The 20976-nt window shown below is 70.4% G+C and carries 16 protein-coding genes; 11 read left to right on the top strand and 5 right to left on the bottom strand.

The features are described 5' to 3' along the window. Positions 1-32 precede the first annotated feature (32 nt). From GA0070618_RS03555 to GA0070618_RS03545, 3 genes are all read left to right on the top strand, one after another. Positions 33-344: a YciI family protein gene (locus GA0070618_RS03555; RefSeq protein ID WP_231931796.1), complete on the top strand. Its 312-nt coding sequence runs from the start codon at positions 33-35 to the stop codon at positions 342-344. Continuing rightward, on the top strand, positions 341-1585 hold the full coding sequence (locus GA0070618_RS03550; RefSeq protein WP_088980349.1) for an RNA polymerase sigma factor: 1245 nt from the start codon (positions 341-343) through the stop codon (positions 1583-1585). The genes GA0070618_RS03555 and GA0070618_RS03550 overlap by 4 nt, the downstream gene beginning before the upstream one ends. Positions 1586-1723: 138 nt before the next feature. Beyond that, positions 1724-2614, top strand: coding sequence for a bile acid:sodium symporter family protein (locus GA0070618_RS03545; RefSeq protein ID WP_088980348.1), 891 nt, complete (start codon positions 1724-1726; stop codon positions 2612-2614). 80 nt (positions 2615-2694) lie between these two features. On the opposite strand, the gene GA0070618_RS03540 is transcribed toward GA0070618_RS03545, so the two are convergent. Continuing rightward, on the bottom strand, positions 2695-3129 hold the full coding sequence (locus tag GA0070618_RS03540) for a VOC family protein (RefSeq protein ID WP_088980347.1): 435 nt from the start codon (positions 3127-3129) through the stop codon (positions 2695-2697). Positions 3130-3819: 690 nt separating this feature from the next. Here GA0070618_RS03540 and GA0070618_RS03535 point away from each other — a divergent pair. After that, the gene (locus GA0070618_RS03535) at positions 3820-6141 is read left to right on the top strand and encodes a glycosyl hydrolase 53 family protein (RefSeq protein WP_170107930.1); all 2322 of its coding nucleotides are present in this window, start codon (positions 3820-3822) and stop codon (positions 6139-6141) included. Between the two features lie 187 nt (positions 6142-6328). Here the strand turns inward: GA0070618_RS03535 and GA0070618_RS03530 are convergent, their stop codons facing one another. Both GA0070618_RS03530 and GA0070618_RS03525 read right to left on the bottom strand, forming a co-directional pair. Further along, on the bottom strand, positions 6329-7531 hold the full coding sequence (locus tag GA0070618_RS03530) for an ARPP-2 domain-containing protein (protein WP_088980345.1): 1203 nt from the start codon (positions 7529-7531) through the stop codon (positions 6329-6331). After that, a complete protein-coding gene (locus GA0070618_RS03525; RefSeq protein ID WP_088980344.1) occupies positions 7528-8964 on the bottom strand; it encodes a hypothetical protein in 1437 nt (478 codons plus the stop codon). The genes GA0070618_RS03530 and GA0070618_RS03525 overlap by 4 nt, the downstream gene beginning before the upstream one ends. Before the next feature lie 243 nt (positions 8965-9207). Between GA0070618_RS03525 and GA0070618_RS03520 the strand changes: the two genes are divergently transcribed. Together GA0070618_RS03520 and GA0070618_RS35115 are read left to right on the top strand one after the other, a co-directional pair. Continuing rightward, positions 9208-10119 carry an aminoglycoside phosphotransferase family protein gene (locus tag GA0070618_RS03520; protein ID WP_088980343.1) on the top strand — a complete coding sequence of 304 codons (912 nt, stop codon included), beginning with the start codon at positions 9208-9210 and terminating at the stop codon, positions 10117-10119. A gap of 110 nt (positions 10120-10229) precedes the next feature. Next, positions 10230-11567: a M23 family metallopeptidase gene (locus GA0070618_RS35115; RefSeq protein WP_157748910.1), complete on the top strand. Its 1338-nt coding sequence runs from the start codon at positions 10230-10232 to the stop codon at positions 11565-11567. A 104-nt stretch (positions 11568-11671) separates the two neighbouring features. Here GA0070618_RS35115 and GA0070618_RS03510 read toward each other — a convergent pair whose 3' ends face one another. Then, a complete protein-coding gene (locus GA0070618_RS03510) occupies positions 11672-12985 on the bottom strand; it encodes a YncE family protein (protein WP_088980341.1) in 1314 nt (437 codons plus the stop codon). Between the two features lie 173 nt (positions 12986-13158). Between GA0070618_RS03510 and GA0070618_RS03505 the strand changes: the two genes are divergently transcribed. Continuing rightward, positions 13159-14316, top strand: coding sequence for a helix-turn-helix domain-containing protein (locus tag GA0070618_RS03505; RefSeq protein ID WP_088980340.1), 1158 nt, complete (start codon positions 13159-13161; stop codon positions 14314-14316). A 107-nt stretch (positions 14317-14423) separates the two neighbouring features. On the opposite strand, the gene GA0070618_RS03500 is transcribed toward GA0070618_RS03505, so the two are convergent. Further along, positions 14424-15431: a glycoside hydrolase family 11 protein gene (locus GA0070618_RS03500; protein ID WP_088980339.1), complete on the bottom strand. Its 1008-nt coding sequence runs from the start codon at positions 15429-15431 to the stop codon at positions 14424-14426. Between the two features lie 537 nt (positions 15432-15968). Between GA0070618_RS03500 and GA0070618_RS03495 the strand changes: the two genes are divergently transcribed. The 4 genes from GA0070618_RS03495 (at position 15969) to GA0070618_RS03470 (ending at position 20946) form a co-directional block, all read left to right on the top strand. Further along, entirely contained in the window at positions 15969-16478 is a 510-nt protein-coding gene (locus tag GA0070618_RS03495) for a hypothetical protein (protein ID WP_088985256.1), read from the top strand. A gap of 271 nt (positions 16479-16749) precedes the next feature. Next, entirely contained in the window at positions 16750-17235 is a 486-nt protein-coding gene (locus GA0070618_RS03490; RefSeq protein ID WP_088980338.1) for a hypothetical protein, read from the top strand. 1098 nt (positions 17236-18333) lie between these two features. Next, entirely contained in the window at positions 18334-19080 is a 747-nt protein-coding gene (locus tag GA0070618_RS03480) for an endo alpha-1,4 polygalactosaminidase (RefSeq protein WP_197701716.1), read from the top strand. A gap of 591 nt (positions 19081-19671) precedes the next feature. Next, on the top strand, positions 19672-20946 hold the full coding sequence (locus GA0070618_RS03470) for a ferredoxin reductase domain-containing protein (RefSeq protein WP_197701715.1): 1275 nt from the start codon (positions 19672-19674) through the stop codon (positions 20944-20946). Positions 20947-20976: the final 30 nt, after the last annotated feature.

Here is a 20976-nt window from a genome sequence, read left to right as displayed (position 1 = left end):
CCGAGTTCGGCCCCTACCCCTCCCGGGAGGCCATGCTGCAGGCGTTCGCCGACACCGGCGCCTTCAACGAGCGGCTCCGCAGGGACGGCCACCTCGTCTTCGCCGATGGCCTGGAGCCCGCGACGACCGCCACCACCGTCGACGGGCAGGGCGAGAGACCGACCTTCACCGACGGGCCCTACCTGGAGACGAAGGAGCACCTCGGCGGCTTCTGGGTGATCGAGGCGGCCGACCTCGACGTGGCACTGGCGCTTGCCGCCGAGGGGTCGAAAGCGTGCCGCGGCAGGGTCGAGGTGCGGCCCTTCCGGACCGGGGAATCCGTCCGGGCGCTGCTGGAGCCGTGACCGGTCCCACCGTCGAGCAGGCGATCACCCGTGTCTACCACGAGGAGTGGGCACGGGTGGTCGCCGGCCTCGCGCGCCGTTTCGGCGACCTTGACGTCGCCGAGGAGGCGACGGCCGAGGCATTCGTGGCGGCTGCGGAGCGGTGGCCGTGCGACGGCGTACCGCCCCATCCCGGCGGTTGGCTCGCCACCACCGCGACCCGTAAGGCCATCGACCGGCTCCGTCGCGAGTCGCAGCGCGACGCCAGGCACCAGGCGGCCCAGATGATCTACGACGACACCCCGCCCGAACCGACCGGCCCGGTCGAGGACGACCGGCTCCGACTGGTCTTCACCTGCTGCCACCCGGCGCTCGCGATGGAGGCCCGGGTGGCGCTCACCCTGCGTCTGCTCGGCGGCCTCACCGTCGCCGAGATCGCCCGCGCCTTTCTGGTGCAGGAGACCACGATGGCCCGACGGATCACCCGCGCCAAGGCGAAGATCAAGGCGGCGCACATCCCCTACCGGGTGCCCTCGGCCGACGACATCCGCGAGCGGCTCGCCGGCGTGCTCGCGGTCGTCTACCTCGTCTTCAACGAGGGCTATCTGGCCAGCGAGGGCGACGACCCGGTGCGCGTCGAGCTCACCGACGAGGCGATCCGCCTCGGCCGCCTGCTGCGAACCCTCCTCCCGGACGACGGTGAGGTGGCCGGTCTGCTCGCACTGATGCTCCTCACCGACGCCCGGCGGCCGGCCCGCGTGTCCCGCACCGGGGAACTGGTGACCCTCGGCGAGCAGGACCGCAGCAAATGGGACCGTACCCTCGTCGCCGAGGGCAACGCCCTGGTCCGCGAGCGGCTCGCGGCGGTGGCGGCCGGCGGCGACCCACCCGGGCGCTACCAGTTGCAGGCCGCCATCAACGCGGTCCACACGGCTGCCCCCTCCGTCCGGGAAACCGACTGGTCCGCGATCGTCGCCCTCTACGGCCGCCTGGCGCTGTTCGACCCCTCGCCGGTCGTGCGGCTCAACCGGGCGGTCGCGGTCGCCGAGGTCGACGGCCCCGGGGCCGGGCTCGCCGAGATCGACCGGCTCGCCGAGGTCCTCGACGGCTACCACGCCTTCCACGCCGCGCGCGCCGACCTGCTGCGGCGGCTGGGGCGCGGCGAGGAGTCGCGGGCGGCGTACGACCGGGCGATCCGGCTTGCCGGCAACCCGGCGGAGCGGGCCTATCTCATCCGTCGCCGCCACCAGCTCGACGGCTGACCGACACCGAAAGCCGACCCGGCTCGGAGGTCGCGGACCCCGGGTCGCCGCCCGGGTGCTGCGCGCCGGTGGCAGTTAGATCGAGAATAACCGATACGGCCGATGTCGCCCGGCCGCGCCGACCAGCACAATCCGCGAATGGACTCCTGGTTGACGACGGTCGGGTTGCCGGTCGCGCTCGGCATCGTCATGCTCGGCCTCGGGTTGGGCCTCACCACCGGCGACTTCCGGCGGGTGGCGGCGTATCCGAGGCTGGTGCTCATCGCCCTCGGCTGCCAGGTGCTGCTGCTGCCGGCGCTCTGCTTCGGTCTGGTCCTGCTCTTCGGGCTCCGGCCCGAGCTGGCCGTCGGCATGATGCTGCTCGCCGCCTCGCCCGGCGGGACCACCGCCAACCTCTACAGCCACCTCTTCGGCGGCCACGTCGCCGTCAACGTCACGCTCACCGCGGTCAATTCGGTGCTGGCCGTGGTCACCCTGCCCGTGGTGGTGAACCTGTCGGCGGACCACTTCCTCGGTGACGCGGCACCGATCGGGCTCCAGTTCGACAAGGTGCTCCAGGTCTTCGCGATCGTGCTGGTGCCGGTCGCCGTCGGGATGGCCCTACGGTCGCGGTTCCCCGGGTTCGCCGACCGGCTCGGCCGGCCGGTGAAGATCCTCTCGGTGGTCGTGCTGGTCGCGGTGATCCTCGGGGCGGTGCTCAAGGAGCGGGCCAACCTCGCCGACTACTTCCTCGCGGTCGGCGCGGTGGTGCTGGCCTTCAACGTGATCAGCCTGCTGATCGGGTACGGCGTGCCGAGGCTGGCCGGCGTCGGCCGGCGCGAGTCGATCGCCGCCGGCATGGAGATCGGCATTCACAACAGCACGTTGGCCATCACCATCGCGATCAGCCCGGCCCTGCTGGACAGCACCGAGATCGCGATCCCGGCCGCCGTCTACGGCATCGTCATGTTCTTCACCGCCGCCGTCTTCGGCTACCTGGTCAACCGGCGACGTGCCCCGGTCGAGGCCGGTCGGGGCCGGACGGCGTGAACCGGACACCGGCGAGGGTGGTCGTCGCGGCGGCGTCCGACATGGCGGCCCAGGCGTGCCGGTAGGGGGTTCGCGGCCGCTCAGTCGAGGCAGAACTCGTTGCCCTCGACGTCCTGCATCACGAGGCACGACTCGTTGAAGCCGTCGGCGCTCAGCAGGCGCACGCGCTTCGCACCGAGCGCCTCCAGCCGTGCGCACTCGGCCTCCAGGGCGGCCACGCGCTCCTCACCCACCAGCCCGGTGCCGACCCGTACGTCGAGGTGCAGCCGGTTCTTGACGACCTTGCCCTCGGGGACGCGCTGGAAGAACAGGCGCGGGCCGACTCCGGCCGGGTCGACGCAGGCGAACGACGTTCCCTGACGCTCGGCCGGCAGCGCCCGATCGAACTCCTCCCAGCTGGCGAACCCCTTCGGTGGGGGAGGTACGACGTACCCCAGCACCTCGCACCAGAAGCGGGCGACGCGCTCCGGGTCCGCGCAGTCGAAGGTGACCTGGAAGTGCTTCGCCGATGCCATCCGTCCACCATAGGGGCGGACTCGTCCTCGTCGTACGGGGCGGGCACGTTCCGGCCTGCGAGGCGGTGGGTCGACCGCTGCCCGCTCTGACCAGTGCGCTCCCGACGACGTGGTGCGGCGAGCACGCTGACCTGCGCTCGATGATCGTGCGGTGCTTCCAGGGCCGCCAGCCCTCCTGAGTGCCGTCCGGCCGGCAGGAGGTGCGAGTGGGTCGCCCGAGACATCCCGGAAACACGCTGTTGACATCAGAAAACAGCGTCACCATACTGAGCGCATTAAAACGTTTCATCGGTAAGAAACCCCTGATCCGGGAGGTCGCGGCGTGCCTGCGGAGCGGCGTGCCGGGATGTCCCGCGTCGACTCCGGCCGGCGCTGGTCGTGGGAGCGCCAGGGCGGGGATCCCCTCCCCGAACCGGGCGACCCTCGCGGAGAGCAGGAGCGACATGACGGCCGGTCGCCGGCCGACCCGGCCGGCGACGAACAGTTGGGCTGCGCAGATCCGTCCGGAGATCTCGTCGGATCGAGGCGGTCTTCTTCTTCATTGTGTGGCACAGGTGAGGAGCAGGAAATGACGCGTGAGCATTCCATCCGGACGGCACTCTGGTTCACCGACGCGACGGAGACAGGCGGCGAGCGATGACGCTTGGGCATCCTGTTCGGACGGCGCTCGGCTTCGCATCCGCAGTCGCGATGGCTGGCGGTGTGGCCGTGCTCGGGCCGGCCGCCCCGGCCTCCGCGCTCGCCGGTGAGGCCCAGATCTCGCCGATCGAGAGCAACCTCGGCGCGAAGTCGTGGGCGAGCGTCAAGGCCAGCAGCGGCGCGACCACCGCAGCGCTGGCGATCGACCAGAACGACCAGACCGCATGGGTCGCCGAGGGCACCTCGCCCAGGCAGTGGCTCACCCTCGACCTCGGCGGCGCTTACGACAACGTCAGGAAGGTCAGGGTCCTCTTCCCGGACTCCGGGGCGGTCTACCAGTACGTGGTCGAGGCGTCTGCGAAGGGCGACGCCTGGACGGTCATCGCCGACCACTCGGCCAACCACCAGCCCGCGCGGGGATCGGTCGACCTCTTCACGCAGCCCGGCACGAGGTACGTCCGGGTGACGGTGACGGGCGCATCGCCCGGCGCGACCGTGGGCATCAGTGAGCTCAGCGTCTACAACTACCTGCGCGACGACCTCGTGCTCGGCAGCGACGCCTCCTGGGTCGACAACGACGTCGCGGAAGGACGGAACTACTGGGTGAACCCGCGGTCGGAGGTCCGGGGTGCGGGACCTCACCTGCTGGACGTGTTGAAGGACCGTGGTTTCGAGTACACCCGGCTGCGTGTCTTCAACGAACCGCGCAACGAGGGCACCGGGGCCGTGCAGGCCATCCCGTACCAGGGCCCGGATCGTTCGCGCGAGGTAGCCAAGTGGATCAAGGCCGAGCGGAACATGGGGCTGGGCATCGACTTCCACTACGCGGACTCGTGGGCCGACCCGGTGAAGCAGCCGAAGCCCCGGGCCTGGGCGGAGCTGGAGTTCGACGACCTGACGCAGGCGGTCTACGACTACACCTACGACTATCTCAAGCAGCTGATCGCCCAGGGCACCACTCCGGACAAGGTGGCCATCGGCAACGAGATCCTCAACGGCTTCATGTACGGCAGCGAGAACGCCCACATCGGTGCCACCAACCCGGCCTACTTCCGGAACCAGGCTGACGTCTATCAGTCGAAGCCCGGCGGTGGCCTGCTCTGGAACTACTGGCGTTCGGACGACCCTGCCGAACAGCGACTGTACGACGAGGCGTGGGACCGGTTCACCACGCTGTCCGCCGCGGGCATCCGTGCGGTCCGGGACGTGTCTGCGGCCCACGGTAAGGACATCGACGTCGAGACGCACATCATCATCGACAACGGGCAGCTCGACAAGACGCTCGAGTTCTGGAAGCAGTACCTCACCCGGGTGAAGGCCAAGGGCGCGAACCCGGATGTCCTCGCCCACTCGTACTACCCGCAGTACCACGGGTCGCCCGACCACTACGAGTACAACGTCAACGCCGTGGCGGCGGCGAACCCGGGCTACAAGATCGATGTTGCCGAGACGTCGTACCCGGCGTCGGGTGGCGACGGAGCCCCGATGCCCAACTCGCCGTTCCCCCGGACCGTCCAGGGCCAGGCGGACGCTCTTCAGCGCGTGTTCCAGATCGCCAACGACATCCCGAACAACCAGGGGCTGGGCGTTCTGGCGTGGGAGCCCGCGAGGTGGCAGTCCCTGTTCACCGCCGTTCCCGGCATGACGCGCACCTGGGAACCGAACGCGTCGATCGACGTCTTCGGTAAGAGTCACGCCACCCACGTGGTGGAGGACACCCGCTACTCGGCCGTGCCGGTCGGCGGCGACGTCGTGCTGCCTGACTCGGTCCGGGTGCTGACCATGGCGGACGGTTCGACGGCGCCGACCCCGGTCACCTGGGAGTCGGTGCCCGACGGCGCCACCGACAAGGCTGGTCGGCTCACCGTCCGCGGCTCGACCAGCTTCGGAGCGGTGACCGCAGTGGTCGACGTCGTCGAGGCGTACGCCAGTCTCGACTGTGACCGGGTGATCAACGGGCGGCACGCCGGGCCGCTGACCGTGACCGGAGGCGTGACGTGCCTGGACGGAGCGACGGTGTCGGGTCCGGTGTCGGTGAGTGTCGGTGCGTCGCTGCAGATCCGCAACGCGACCCTCTCCGGCCCGGTACGGGCGGTCGGCGCGCAGGCGGTCGTCGTCTGCGACAGCCGGATCACCGGCCCCGTGAGCCTCTCCGGCGGCTCGTCCGTGACGCTCGGCAACCCGGTGCTCGGTTGTGGCCGAAACACGATCACCGGCCCGGTGACGGTGAACGGGACAGTGGGATGGAACGTCATCGCCGGGAACGCGATCACGGGCCCGCTGGCGTGCACCAGCAACACTCCGGCGCCGGTGAACAACGGCTTCGGCAACACGGCCGCCGGTCCGAAGTCGGGGCAGTGCCGCAGCCTGTAGTGATCTGAGGCGTACCCCGAGGCGTTGCCGGGCCGGGAGACCACGGCCCGGCAACGCCGACGCTCCCGCAGAACCCCGGGCGGGGGGTGAAACGATTCATGGCCGTTGTTTCTCGACCCGGCGGCACCGTCCGGAGTTCCGGGCGACGGACACAGGGGGAGAGTCCGGCCGGGTCGCCCATCGCCGGCTACCTGGCTCCCGGCCCGGTTCCCTTCGCCTGGTTGCGCAGCTTGCGGGCGTGGTTGCGGCAGGCGTCGATGATGTCGGGGCGGAGCAGGTGGCCGAAGCCGGCGTTGTCCAGGCGTCGCACGATCCCCGGACGGTCGGTGCCGAGGGCGGTGGCGGTGGCGTCGAGGTCCCAGTCCTGAGCGGCGAGGTGGGACAGCAGGTACCCACGGCGGGTCTGGGCCGTGGACAGCCGGAACGTCTTGAGGTACGCGAGCCGACCGGTGTCGTCGGTGATCATCTCACCGATGTGGTTCTCGGTGGTGGGGTCGAAGGCCGGTAGGAAACGGGACAGGGTGAAACGCCCCATCCGATACACCGGCGTGACCGTGAGGCGTTCCGCCGCGAGGAGCCCACCGGCCATGACGGTGTGGAAGGCCGCCCAGTCGGCACGGGCCTGGGCGAGTTGTGCGCGCAGGTCGGCGACGCTGGCGACGGCGGTGTCGTCGAGACGGGCGGTGAAAGCGGGCACCGCCGGGTGCAGGTGGGCGTAGTGGAAGATCAGCTCGCCGTAGAAGTCCTGCAACAGGGTCGGGTGCAGGACGCGGTAGTCGTCGGGGTGGCTGACGACGAACACCGCCGCGAGGGCGTCGGCGACGTAGAGCACCATGCCGCACTGGTCCGGGTGGATCTCGAAGATGCGCAGCGCGTCGTCGAGGCCGGCAACGGCGGTCCCGGCGTAGCTGGCCTCGACGCGTGGGGACAGGCCGTGGGTGACGGCTTGCCGGGTCCATTCCTGCCAGGCGACGGGCGGCCCGCCGAACTGTAGGGCGAGGTAACCCTCCATGGCCAGGTGCAGCGGCAGGAAGCGGAGCCGCTGCCGGCCGTCCCGGCGGGCCATGCGCTGCCGGATCGTCAGCCGGATACCCACGGGGGCACCGGAGCCGGCGGGGTCGCGGAGCTGGGTGCCGTAGGCGGCGGCGGGGGTCTCGTCGGTGGTCCAGCTCGCGACGAATGCGTGGGGCACATAGGAGACGTACGCGGTGCGCGGCCCGGTGTGGACGATCGACAGTTCATCGGGGTCGTGCAGGTGGGCGTGCAGGCGCAGATCCGTGACCGGTACGGACCGCAGCAGCGGCACCAGGCGCACCGCGCCCCACGTCTGGGCGGGGGCGACGGTCAGCCCGGTCAGGTCGATCCCGTCCACGGTCGTGGCGTCGGTCATGGGGACCCCTCGGTGGCGGAGTCGTCGGTCAGGAACCGGTCGACCCGGTCGGCCAGGTGTCGGCGCAACTCGTCGAAGCCGGCGGCGCCGGTGGCGAAGCGGGCCAGCTCGACGAGGGCGGCGACGTCCTCGGCGTCGCGCACGCCGACGCTGGCCACGCCGGGGGCGAGACGCCGTACGTCGAAGGTGTCGGCGTCGTAGACCGGGTTGAGGTGCACGACGCTGGTGCGCTGGTCGGGGTCGAGGCGGGAACGCCAGACCCGGAGCACCTCGGCGGCCTGTCCGGGCGGGGCGTTGTCCCAGCCGTCGGAGACGACGACGAGCCGGTCGGGTCGCTGTTCGAGACCGTCGAGGATGCGGTCACCGAGCCCGGTCGCTCCGATCGGGTGCACCAGCAGCGGGTCGCCCCGGTGGTTCAGCCACAGTCCGGTGTACTCGGCGGCGAGCGCCTCCAGCAGGTAGTGGGTGGCGAGGGCGACGGCGAGGGGCCGGCGACGCTTCACTCCGGAGCCGGAGGCGGAGTAGCTGTCGTCGAGGACCGCCACGACCCGTCCCCACGATCCCGCCTGTCGACGGGCGGCGCGCCGGGCCGCCGCCCGCAGCGCCCCGGTCAACTCCTCGCGACGCTGTTTCCGCTCCGGACGGGACAGCGACAGCACGTAGACGGCGAGGCGGGTCAGGGGCGCGGTGGCGAGGTCCATGGCGACCGCGCCGACCCTGTGTCGCGTGGCGGCCGACTGCAACCGCAGCCGTTCGCCGTCGGTGAGCTTCGGCGCGATGCCGGTCAGGAAACGGGCCCGGTCGATGCCGTGCTGGGCGGCGAGCCCTTCGGCGACCGTGTACGGCAGCTCGTACAGCGCCCGCTGTTCGTAGTGGGCGCGCCGCCACGACTCCAGGATCGGCGTCTCGTACCGCCGGGGGCGACGCCAGTCGAACAGCGCGGTACCCACCTCGCCGGGCAGCGACAGGTGGGCGTGACGGGCCGCGACCGACAGCGACCGGCGGTACTTGACCGCGTCGAACGCCAGGTCGGGTCGGCCGGACACCCAGTCGCGCATTATCGCCCTGGTCCGCCGGTTGTTGACGCCCGACCGGCGGAGTTCACGGAACACGGCGTACACCCGTTGGGGCGGCAGCAGCCGCAGCCGCGCGGCGATCAGCCGTCCCTCCACCGCCCGCTGCTCGGGGCTCGCGGTCGACGCGGTACGTAGCAGGTTCGTCACGACCATCGCCGCGTTGTGGTGGTTGATGTCCAGCGCAGCCGTCGCCGCGTAGAGATCCCGGTAGTTGCCCAGTACGTACTCGTGCAGGAATTCCAGCGACATCCGCTGCGCGTCCGCGCGGCTGTGGAACTCGCGCTGAGCCGTGGAGGCGATCGCCGCGTTGACGAACATGAGCACGTCCTCGCACGCGACCCGCTCCGACTGCGACACGACAGCGACCAAGCTTCCTCGACGGGCGGCACGGACGCCGGCCGGGGAATGACGGCACGAACTGCGAAGTATCGCTTCAAATGCGGGTTCCGGAAGTCGCACCAGAGTCCCGCGGCCGGCCCGGCCACCATACAGTGATCATCACCACGGACGCCACGGACATTCGCCGCAGCGGCCGGAGCCACCCGGCGGGCAGACCGATCCGGCAGGTCGACCGGCGTGGCGGGATTACCGTTGCTCCGTATGGCCCACGTCGAGATCACTGCGGAGCTGGTCCGGGACCTGCTCCGTGACCAGCATCCCGACCTCGCCGATCGTCCCGTCCGGTTGGGCGCGCGTGGATGGGACAACCAACTGTGGCGGCTCGGTGCGGACCTGGCCGTCCGGCTTCCCTGGGCGACCGGGTCGGCGGACGCGCTGCTGCGCAAGGAGTACGCCTGGCTGCCCACGCTCGCCCCGCGTCTTCCGCTGCCGGTCCCCGTCCCGCAACGGTTCGGCGAGCCCTCCGAACGGTTCCCCCGACCCTGGCTCGTCACCACCTGGGTCCCGGGCACACCCGCCGACCGGGTCCCCGTCACGCGTGCCCGGGACGCTGCCGAAACCCTGGCCACGTTCCTGACGGCCCTGCACCGACCCGCTCCCGGCAGCGCGCCCGCAGGCCGGGGTCGTGGCGGGCCACTGGCCGACCACGCCGAGCAGTTCGCCGCCGGGCTCGCCGACGCCACCGAGCGGGGGCTGATCGACGACCCGGAGGCCGTCCGCGCCGTCTGGCACGACGCGGTCACCGCGCCCCGGTGGACGGGCCCGGCGCGGTGGCTCCACGCCGACCTGCACCCGGCGAACGTCCTCACCGCCGACGGCACCTTCTGCGGCGTGATCGACTTCGGTGACCTCTGCGCGGGCGACCCGGCGTACGACCTCGCCGCCGGGTGGCTCCTGCTACCGGACGACGACTCGACCGACCACTTCCACGCTGCCTACCGGCCGACCCCGGACACCGCCACCCTGCGCCGCGCCCGGGGCTGGGCGGCGGCACGCGCCCTCGGCGGCATCCTCATCGGCGACGCGGGCGTCCACGGCCGCCCCGGTGGCAAGCCCACCTGGGGTCCACCCGCCCACGCCGCCCTGCGACGCCTTGTCGCCACGCTCCACTGACCGACCGGGAGGCTGGCGCGGAGTCGGGCCCCACCTCGTCACGCATGATCGTCTATGTTGTCCTCCCGGTGTCGCATCGACGTCCGGCAGGATCGGGAAGAGGGCGTGGCATGACCAGGGAGACGGTGGGAAGGCGGCGGTGGGCGTTCCTGTCCCTCCTGGCCGTCCTGTGTGGACTCGTGCTCGTACCGGCGCAGCCGGTGGGCGCCGTCGCGGGCGTCATGGTCCAGCCGGTCGGCGGGCGGGTGACCGGGGTGTTGTCGAACCGCTGCGGTTCGGTGGACGCGGACCACTACGGGGTGGACGTCGCGGGCAACGGTGGGGCGGCGATCGGGGCGGCGTACCCGGGCACGGTCGCGGCGGCGGGGTACACCAGCGGTGGCGGGTACCTGGTGACCCTGAACCACGCGGCCGGCTACCAGACGCGGTACCTGCACATGGTGCGCCAGCCGTCGGTGGTGGTCGGGCAGCAGGTCGGCCAGGGCCAGCTGCTGGGGTACGTCGGCAGCACCGGCAACTCGACCGGCCCGCACCTGCACTTCGAGATCCGGCGCCACGGGGCGGTGTACGACATCGGTCCGGCCTATTCCTGCGGCGGCACGGTGACCAAGGGCGCGCCGATCAACCTGCCCTTCGCCGACCTGGCCCCGGTCAACGCGATCCCCGACCGGTTCGCGTTCGTGAACTCGGCCGGTGTGCTGTATGCCAAGGACGGGGCGTACGCGCCGTGGCAGGCGGTCAACGCCGGTGGGGCGTCGAAGGTCGTGCTGGGCGGCAACTGGATCGGTTGGTTGCAGGGCGGCAACTTCTACGTCAAGGACGGCGTGTATGCCCCGTGGCTGACGCTGGCCGAGGGTGGTCAGGTGCGGGACGTCGCAATCAGTGGCGACCGGTTCGCGTTCGTCAACTCCGCCGGTGTGGTGTACGCCAAGGACGGGGCGTATTCATCCTGGCGGGCGATCAACAGCGGCGGGGCGTCGCGGGTGGTGCTGGCCGGCAACTGGATCGGCTGGGTGGAGCGGGGCAACTTCTACGCCAAGAACGGCATCGACGCCCAGTGGCTGACGCTGGCCGGCGGCGGTCAGGTGCGGGACGTCGCGGTCAGCGGTGACCGGTTCGCGTTCGTGAACTCGGCCGGTGTGCTGTACGCCAAGGACGGGGCGTACGCGCCGTGGCAGACGGTCAACGCCGGTGGGGCGTCGAAGGTGGTGCTGGCCGGTAACTGGATCGGTTGGTTGCAGGGCGGCAACTTCTACGTCAAGGACGGCGTGTACGCCCCGTGGCTGGCCATGGCCGAGGGTGGCCAGGTGCGCGACGTCGCGTTGGGCGGCGAGGACTGGTTCGCCTTCGTCGGCAGCGGGAACTTCTTCGCCAAGCAGGGTCCGTACGCCGGCTGGTTGTCCATGGCCGGTGGCGGGCAGGTCGGCGGGATCGCCGTCACCAGCTGACCGGCGCGACCGCAGAGGCGCTCCCCGCCGGGGCGGCGGGGAGCGCGACGTGACGTGTGGCGCGACGATGCCGGGCGGGCGACGCTGGCGTGCCGGTGGTCGGGTCAGCCCGCGGGCGGCGGGGTCCAGCCGGTCGGCAGGCCCCCGATCCGGACCCGCTGCGGGTGGTCGCCGACCGCCACGCTGGTGACCTTCTGGCCGGTGGCGAAGTTGATCGCGGTGACCCGGTCGGTGTCCGATTCGGAGATCACGCAGTCCCGGCCGTCCCCGCTGACCGTCGCCCAGTACGGCTTGCCCGCCGTCACCAGCGGTCCGGGCGCGAGGGTGGCGCGGTCGACGATGGTGGCGTAGTTGTCCATGGTGCCGGCCACGCAGAGCTTCGACCCGTCCGGGCTCATCGACAGGCCGTGGTGCCGGGAGTCGTTGACCCAGGTCGTCCGGTCCTCGTTGGTGTCCGGGTTCTTCGGCAGCGTGGCGATCCGGGTGATGGTGTCGGAGGCGACGTCGTACTCCAGGAACCCGTTGAAGAACGACACCTGGAAGTAGAACTTCGTCTCGTCGGGCGTGAAGACCGCCGGGCGGACGGCGTCGGAGAGGTCGGTGCGGCCGACGGCGTTCAGTCGGGGCCGCATGTCGATGGTCCGTACGGTGGCGAAGGTGCTGGCGTCGGCGATGGTGATCTTCCGGTCGCCCTTGGTCCAGTCCTGGTCCGGGTCGTCGAGAGAGGTGGTCACCTCCCCGATCGACATGTTCCAGATGTACCGGCGGTCCTTGGTGTAGATGTTCTCGTGCGGCTTGTCCCCGGTCTTGAACGACCCGAGTTCCCGGCCGGTGTTGATGTCGAGCACGTGCACCCGGTTGGACAGGGAGGCCGAGACCGCGACCCTGGTGCCGTCGGGGGAGACCGCCATGTGGTCCGAGCGGTACCCGGAGACCGGGAACCGCCAGCGGACGGCACCGGTGGCGACGTCGATCGAGACCACGTCGGCGAAGCTGGGCCGGGAGGCGACCACAGCCGTGCCGTCCGGCGTGCTGTACATGTCGTCGACCAGTTGGTCGTGCCCCTCACCCGGCCCCTCCCGGACGCCGAGGTAGAAGGCGAGCTTGATGGGGTTCAGGTAGATCTCCCAGAGCCGTTCGCTCATGTCCGGCACGACGTTGATCCGGCCGAGTTTGGCGTAGTCGCCCCGGGCCCGGATGACGTCGACCGTGCCCTCCCGGTTGTTGCCGACGAACATCACCTCCTGGAGGCTGCTGCCGCTGACCGGGGCGGCGGCCCGGACCGGGTCGGTGGGACCGGCGGCACCGGCCGGGACGGGCGCGCCGGCGACGAGGAGGGCGAGGATGGCGGCGGTCGCGCCGTACCAGCGGCGACGGTGACCACGGGCGCGCGGGGACGGGGATGCTGCTGCTGTCATGGACCGCTCCTGACCGTTGGGCCGTGCCGGCGTTCCGTTCGGCGCGACACGGTGTTACTTTGCGGTAACAGAAGGAAATCAGTCGAACCTGGACTCCCGGTAGGAGCCGAGAGCCAACACCCGGACGAACCGTTGTACGCCGGCCACAGCGACGGCCGAGGGGAGCGGGGCTGATGGTGCCGCCGGAGCGGCTCGTGTCCCTCGGGGCGTTGCTGCGCGACATCGCCGCCGACCAGCGGATCGTGGACGAGATGGTCGAGGCGGCGCGGGCCAGCTCGGCCGAGGTCGCCCGACTCCCGTGGGCGGAGAACCGTCGACACGTGGCGGCTCTCCTCGCCGCCGGACTGGCCTCGTTCGAGCTGCTGGCCGACCCGACCGAACGCGACTTCGCCGAGGTCCGGCGGCTGGGCGCCGCCCGGGCCGCGCAGGGCGTGTCGGTGACCGGCCTGCTCCGGGGCGTCCAGGCCGGACGGCGGGTGGTGGTGGAGGCCGCCCTCGACCGGGGCCGGGCGTCCGGCATCCCGGACACCGCGCTCCTGGAGGGCCTGCTCGACCTCGACCGGTACGCGGGGGCGTTGGAACGCGCCCTGGTCGACGGCTACCACGCCGCCGAACGCGAGTTGGCCCGTACCGACCAGGACGCCCGCAACCGGATGCTGCGCGGCCTGCTCGCCGACGGATCGACCACCGGCTGCCGGGAGGACCTGACCCGCTTCGGGCTGCGGCCGGACGGGTGGTACCACTGCGTGGTCACCGACCTGACCGACCCGGCCCGGATCCGCGCGGCCGAGCGCCGCCTGTCCCGCTGCGGCGGCGTCTTCGGTACGGTCGACGACCGGCTCGCCGGGCTCTCCGCGCGCCGGCTACCGACCGACGCCCTCGACGACACCACCCTCGTGGTGGTGGCCCCCGCCCGGCCGCTGGACCGGCTGCCCGCCCTGCATGCGCTCTGTGTCGCCGCCCTGCACGTCGCCGCCGGTGCCGGACTGCACGGCCGGCACACCCTGGTCGAGTTGGCCGGGGAGACCGCCCTGGCCGCCCAGCCGGTCCTGGCCGACCTGCTCGGTACGACCCTGCTGGCGGCCCTGAACCCGGCGGACGAGTTCCACCGGCAGTTGGCCTCGACCGCGTTGGCCTACCTGGACCACGGACAGCGGCTCGACCAGACGGCGGCGGCCCTGCACCTGCACCCCAACACCGTCCGGTACCGGATGCGCCGGTTGCGGGAACTCGTCGGCATGCCGCCGCTGCTGGCCGAACCGGACGTCCGGTGGCCGGTGCTGGTCACCCTGCGCTGGTGGTGGGCGCTGCGGACCTGGCTGGCCGAATAGCGTTCCGTTCCGCCGACACACGCTGCCGGGCCGGTGGTGCTGACGAGAGGTGGCGTGGCGGCCGGAGCCGCCACGCCACGGGTTGCGGTGTCAGGGGACGGGGAAGGTCAGCCCGTCTGGCAGGTGACCGTCGGCCAGGTCCAGTTGCCGTTCGCCATGATGGTCACCCCGAAGTTGTTGCCGTTGCCGTTCGGCCGGGCGGTGACGGCTCCGGTGGTGCCGCTGACCGAGGCGTTCCAACTGTTCTGGATGCTCTGGCCACCGTTCAGGTTCAGGGTGACCACCCAGTTGTTGGTGCCGCTGACCGCGACGTTCAGGTTGAACCGGTCACCCCACTGCTGACCGGCCGACAGCACGGCGGTGCAGTTGCCGCTCGGCGGAGGGGTGGTGGGGTTGCCGCCCCCGCCCTCCCAGACGGTGATGTCGGAGCTTCCCTGGCTCTGGTAACCCTCGGTGGCCATGATCTGGTAGTAGTGGCTGCCGAGGTTCAGCCCGACACGCGCCCAGGCGTCGAAGTGGTTGGCGGTGGTGATGGTGCCGCTGCTGCGCTTCTGCTGACGCACGCTCCAGTACTGGTAGAAGGTGCAACGGTCGCCGTCGATGCAGGGCGCGTTGACCCGCTGGCTGCGCAGGATGTCGTACGTGCCGCCGTCGGTGGTGACCGTGCCCAACCGGGTGGCGCCGCTGCTCGGGTTGTAGCTGCCGAAGTTCTCCACCACGTAGTACTCGATCAGCGGGTTGCGCGTCCATCCGTACAGGGCGAGGTAGGTGTTGTTGTTGCCCGGGTTGTAGGTGCCCGAGTAACTGATCGTCCGGCGGGTGCCGGTGGCCCAGCCCTTGCCGCCGACCCAGTTGTTGGTGCTCCGGTCCCAGCTGCTGCTGTACCGGCCGTCGGCGCGCAGCGTCATGCTGGCGTTGCCACTGTCCTTCCAGAACGAGAAGTAGTAGCCGTTGTGCGTGCCGGTGGTGTTCGACGTGAGGGTCCGGTCGGCCTCGGCCTGGGCGGCGTGCGGGGCGGCAAGGACCGTGCCGCTGATGGCGAGCGCGGTGGCGCACACGGCGCCGAGGAGCAGCCGGATACGGCCGCGCTTCCTCAGTGTGGTCGGGTGGCTCATGTGCCTTTCCTCCTCGGGACAGCTGGCGGGGGCCAGCGGCGCGGTGCGACCCGGGTGGGCTCGGCGGCCAGGTGAGGGCAGCCGGACGCCCGGCGTGTGGTCGTGCGGTGGGGGTGCGCCGGTCGTCCCGCGCGCTCGCGGGTGGGTCGCGGTGGTGGCGTCGACAGTGATTTAGCGCTGTCGATGGCGACGCTATTGGCTGGCTTCTCGGCCTGTCAACGACTTTCGGAAATGTTCCGGAAACAATCCCGTGACCTCGGAGTTCTCGTCGGACGTCATTCATGCTGCCCAGTCGCCATGCGCGAGACCGGAGTCCGAAGGGGTGGCCCCTTGGTGATCGTCGCAGCGGAGCGGGTCAGGGCGATACTTTCGGAAGTTTCGGAGCCGCTCACCTTCTGGGTCCTGGGCATCGAAGTTCGCGGATTCCCCGGGCTCGGGCGGGGCGAGTGTGGCAGGTGGCGTACGCGGGACGAGGCGATCCGCCAACTAGACTGTGCCGACCACAGCGGCTCGGTCACGTTCGAGAACGGAGACGTCATGCAGACAACCGCCGCCCTCGACGTGATCGAGGCGCTGCTGACCGCCAGCGCTCATCCTGACTTTACGGGCGTCAGTCGTTACGGCACCGACGCCACCCCCGGTGGCAACTCGCCGGCAGGCGTCAAGGTCACGCACCGGTCCGGGTCGGCCACGTTGGTCTGGGCGACGGCGGCGAAGCCCAGTGCCGACACGGTGCCCCTGCCGGCCACGATGCCGCCACCGACGCAGCGGGTCCAGCGCATGGTGAGCTTCGCCGTCCAACTTCTTGACACTGCCCGGCCCGCCGCCTTCACCAGTTGGGAGGCGTGCAACTACCCGGGGGTGCACATCTCGCCCGCCGGGCTGCGGATCACCGCAGCGGACGGCACCAAGGTCTACCTGCGGGTGACCAACGCCTCCGGGGCCGGGAAGGAGCCCGCCGAGGATCCACACCCGGACTACCAGTTCCCGGAAGGAGTCCGCTCATGGCCCCAGGCAGCCGGTGCAGCGTCTGCGGTGCCCGAGTGAACCCTCCACCGGGTGGTCCCTGCCCGTCCCACCAAGCTCAGGGGAGCCGCGGGACCTGCCCCGGCTCCGGACGTCCCACCGTCTGACCGGTGCTCGTCGTCGACGTCTGTCGGGCTCTGCCTCAATCGTCACGACGTTCGGGTGTGTCGAAAACTGACCTCGTCCGGGCCGTTCACCACACGTGCGCGTGCTGCTACTTTCTGCTGACTGCTTGCCTTGGTGGCCCTCGCGAGCCCGTTGCGGGCACCGGGCGCGACGAAGGGAAGTCGGAGTGTCCGCCACGTTCCGCAAGGCCGCCCGAACGTTCCCGACCGCCCTGGCGGTCTCCGCTCTCGGCGCAGCCGGTCTGGTCGTCACCAGTGCAACTCCGGCCCATGCGCACAGCCAGCAAGGTGCCATCAGGGCCGGCTGCGGCCCGAACTACTCGCTGTTGGACGGTGGACTCCGCGAGGTGCGGATCCAGGCCGGCGAGGTCTGGGGCGAGGTGATGCTCACCTACGACGCGACGAAGGACAAGTTCTGCGTGGTGACCCGCAAGATCGCCTTCCACGGCGAGCCCACCCGGGTCATCGCGGGCATCTTCCACGAGAGCGAGGGTGTCGTGTTCACGGACCGGGCGAAGGTCAGCCACCAGGCGTCGGTGAAGCTTCCCGCAGCTGGCGAATGCGCCAAGTACTACGGCTACGTGTTCGACCCGGACGGCGATTCCGCCTTCGGGGGCGGTGCGAACCCCACGGAACCCTACGTCTGCCCCTGATCCCGGTGCCGGAGTCACCCGGAGCCGTGAACGCGCCGCACCGGCCGGCGTTGGTGAACGGAATGCCCTCCGGCAGCCGTGCTCTGTGCGAGACCCCATCCACGTAGGGCAGGTGACTCGCACGTGTTGACCTGGTACGACATATTGCAACCGGAGACCCGTGACGACGGATACGGTGCCCGGCACCGGTCCTCCCCCCTCCGGATGCAGACCCGCTTACCCGCCACGCAACGAACCAAGGCGGCGCGACGGGGTGGGGTTTTCCTCGTCGTCAGCTTCCTGGCGCCCTTGGCGACACTCGCGTGGATGCTCAGCGCCGGCGACAGCGGCGACAGCGGCGACAGCGGCGAGGGGAACCTCGGGCGCGCCGAGCGGCAGGAGCACCTATGGACCGGAGACACCGACCTTTCCTCCTGGTCGAGCGTCGACCCGGCGGATCCGGCATCACTTCCCTCCTCCGCCGTCGCCGGGTCTTCGGAGACGCCACCGGAGGCCGACGGCGGTACCACCCCCGTCGGCCCCATCCCGACGCCGACTGCCGCAACGGTCTGGGGAGGACCACCGAGTGCGGAGGGTTTGCCCGTTGCGTGGTGACCGGTGGGGGCGCTCGTGCTCAGGTACGAGGACGACGGCTGGTTCGGGAGCCACGTCGACCGCGGCCTGACCGACTACACGTACCCCTCACCCTCGCCGGCGACAGCCGGACCATCACCACCGGCTACCAGGACCTGCGCATTCCGCTGGCGGCAAACCGTATCGACCGCACCACCCCAGCTGAGCTCCAACCCGACTTCTGGCACGGCGCCAGCAGCACAGTGCACATCGAGGAAATTCGCTTTGAACAGGACGCATGCAGCCATGGCCAGGACAAGAGCCCTCTACCTCACCGGGATCGGCGTCGTGGTGCTGGCCGTCGTCCTCGGCCTGGTCGCGGCCATCCCGCTGACCTCGACTTCCGGTCAGCCGGCACCATCGGGCGGGGCCAGCTTCCCGTTCGCGTCAACTCCGCCACCCCCATCGACCCAGCCGTCCGTACCCACATCCTCGCCTACCCGGACGACGCCGACGACCGCACCGCCGTCCCCGTCTACCCGCCCCGTGGACACGACCGGCTCGGTACGGTGCCCCGACTGCTGGCGTCCGCCGCTGCAAGTCAGCTGGAACTGGGTCATCGCGGGCGTGCCCAAGCCTCCCTTCCGGGATGTCGACATCTACGACATCGACGGTTTTGAGGCGTCCTCGGCGGACGTCGCCGCCCTCCATCGGGCCGGAATTCGGGTGATCTGCTACATCAGCGTGGGCTCCTACGAGGACTGGCGCCCCGACGCGGGTCAGTTCCCGGTGAGCCTCCTCGGCCAGAACCTCGACGGTTGGGCCGGCGAACGGTGGCTCGACGTCCGTGGCATCAGTCCCACGAGCCCGCTGGGCCGCATCATGGCGGCACGAATCGACATGTGCCGGGCGAAGGGGTTCGACGCTGTCGAGTTCGACAACATGGACGGCTACGTCAACCGGACCGGGTTCCCGCTCACCGCCGCCGATCAACTCGCGTACAACCGGTTCCTCGCCGACACCGCCCACGCCCGTGGCCTCAGCACGGTGCTGAAGAACGACCTCGACCAGATCGACGATCTCGTCGACTACTTCGACATGGCGCTCAACGAGGAGTGCAGCCGGTACGACGAATGCGGCGAATACCGGCCGTTCATCGCTGCGGGCAAGCCGGTCCTCCACGCGGAATACGGCTCCTCGACCGCCTTCTGTCGGGCTGACAACGCGGCCAACATCAACGGCGTGCTCTTCTCACTCGACCTGGACGACTCCGTCTATCGCCCGTGCCGCTGAATCCCGTCATCGAAGCGCCAAGCGGGTCCATCGAGATCCGCACGCTCTGCCGTCCCGCCGTTACCCGGTCCCGCCGCGGTCGCCCGCCACGGTAGCGGTACCCGGTCGCCAGGGAGATGCCGGACCCCGCGCCGAGCAGGGTCACGTCCTCGGCCCCACGGAACCGAGACCAGCACCAGCAACGCCTGGTAAAAGCAGGTCAACGCGCGGGTGCCGCGCCGTGTCCCCCTGGCTCGGCGTTCCGGGGCGAGCAGCCGGCCGAGGTCTCGTGGTGAGAACTACCTACCGAGGGCGGCACGTCCACTTCCAGCGCCGTCCGGCCTGAGGGCCTTCGTCCGTGTCGCATCGATCAACACATTCGTGCCGCTGAGATCGGCTCGGTTGCAGTTGATCCAGCTCGTCCAACCTTCACAATCCCCAGTTTCGCCGAATACTCATCCCAGGGAGGCCGCCATTTTCCGGGTCGTCGACGTCATACGCAAAGTCTCCAGCCGCATCATCGGTTTTGGGCGGCCCCCAACTGGGCCGCCCCGCTCGCTGACCCGATTATTGGAGGTGGAGCTACCACCGCCCGTACCGCCGGTCCGGCGGATGCTCAAGAACCCCCGCGTCATGCCCTACCACCGCCTGATCGTGCTGGTCGTGGCGGCCAACGTGGCGGTGGGCTGGCACGCCGTGGCGTCGGGCGGCTGGTGGACCGGTCAGGCTACGGCCCTGACCTCGATAGAAACTGTTGCTCTGGTGAACGTGACACTGGCCGTCGTCGTCCGCCAGCAGTGGCTCATCAATGCGCTGTTCTGGCTGGCCACCCGCGCACCCACGACCTGGCCGTTGCCGGTCCGCTGGGCGCTGGCGAAAATCTATCACTTTGGCGGACTGCACGTCGGCACGGCCGTGTCAGGAACGACGTGGTATCTGGTCTTCGCCGTATCGCTGATGTACGACCGCCTTCACCATCGGGGACACGTATCGGTCCCCAATCTCGTCGTTTCCGGCGCGCTGGTGACGCTCTTCGTGGTCATGAGTGTCCTGGCCCTGCCGCCATTGCGCGCCAGGGCGCACGACATGTTCGAGGTGACGCACCGGTTCTGTGGTTGGGCTGCGCTGGCGCTCGCCTGGATCAACACCGTGCTGTTCGCCACCACCCGGCACGGCGGCGCGTACGCACTGCTGACCACACCGGCCGTATGGCTACTCACGGTGGCCACCGTCTCCGTCGCGTTGCCCTGGCTGCTACTGCGCAAGGTTCGCGTCGACACCGAGCGGCCTTCCGCCCACGTGGCGGTGGTCAACCTCGACCGCCCGACCCAGCCGCTCATCGGATCGACCCAGATGGTCAGTCGGCGACCACTGCTGGAGTGGCATTCATTCGCAAATATCGCTGCGCCTGAAGAGGCTCCCGGTAGCCACCGCATGGTTGTCTCCAGAGCCGGCGACTGGACCGCGGAATTCATCGACAACCCGCCAACGCATCTGTGGGTACGGGGGATGCCGACCGCGGGCATGGCCAATGTCGCGCCGCTCTTCAGGAAGGTGCTCTTTGTTGCCACCGGCAGCGGAATCGGCCCCGTGCTCGCCCACCTCCTGGCCGGTGAGGTGTCGTCCCATCTGGTCTGGGTGACCCGCAATCCGCGTAGGACGTACGGCGCACTGGTCGACGAGGTGCTGGCGGCGCAGCCCGACGCGATCATCTGGGACACCGACGCGTACGGCAAACCCGACATGCTCCGGCTGGCGTACGGGGCGTACTCCACCTTCGGCGCGGAAGCGGTCATCTGCATCGCAAACAAGAACGTCACCTGGCAGGTGGTGCACGGCCTGGAGCTGGTCGGGATCCCGGCCTACGGTCCGATCTGGGACGCGTAGCCTGCCGGAACCGGCGTTGCTCGGCCGGGC

Origin of the sequence: Micromonospora echinospora, assembly GCF_900091495.1 — a bacterium.
In the GTDB taxonomy this organism is placed as follows: domain Bacteria; phylum Actinomycetota; class Actinomycetes; order Mycobacteriales; family Micromonosporaceae; genus Micromonospora; species Micromonospora echinospora.
The sequence above is the reverse complement of the archived record's forward strand: the minus strand, read 5'-3'. Positions and strand labels throughout refer to the sequence as shown.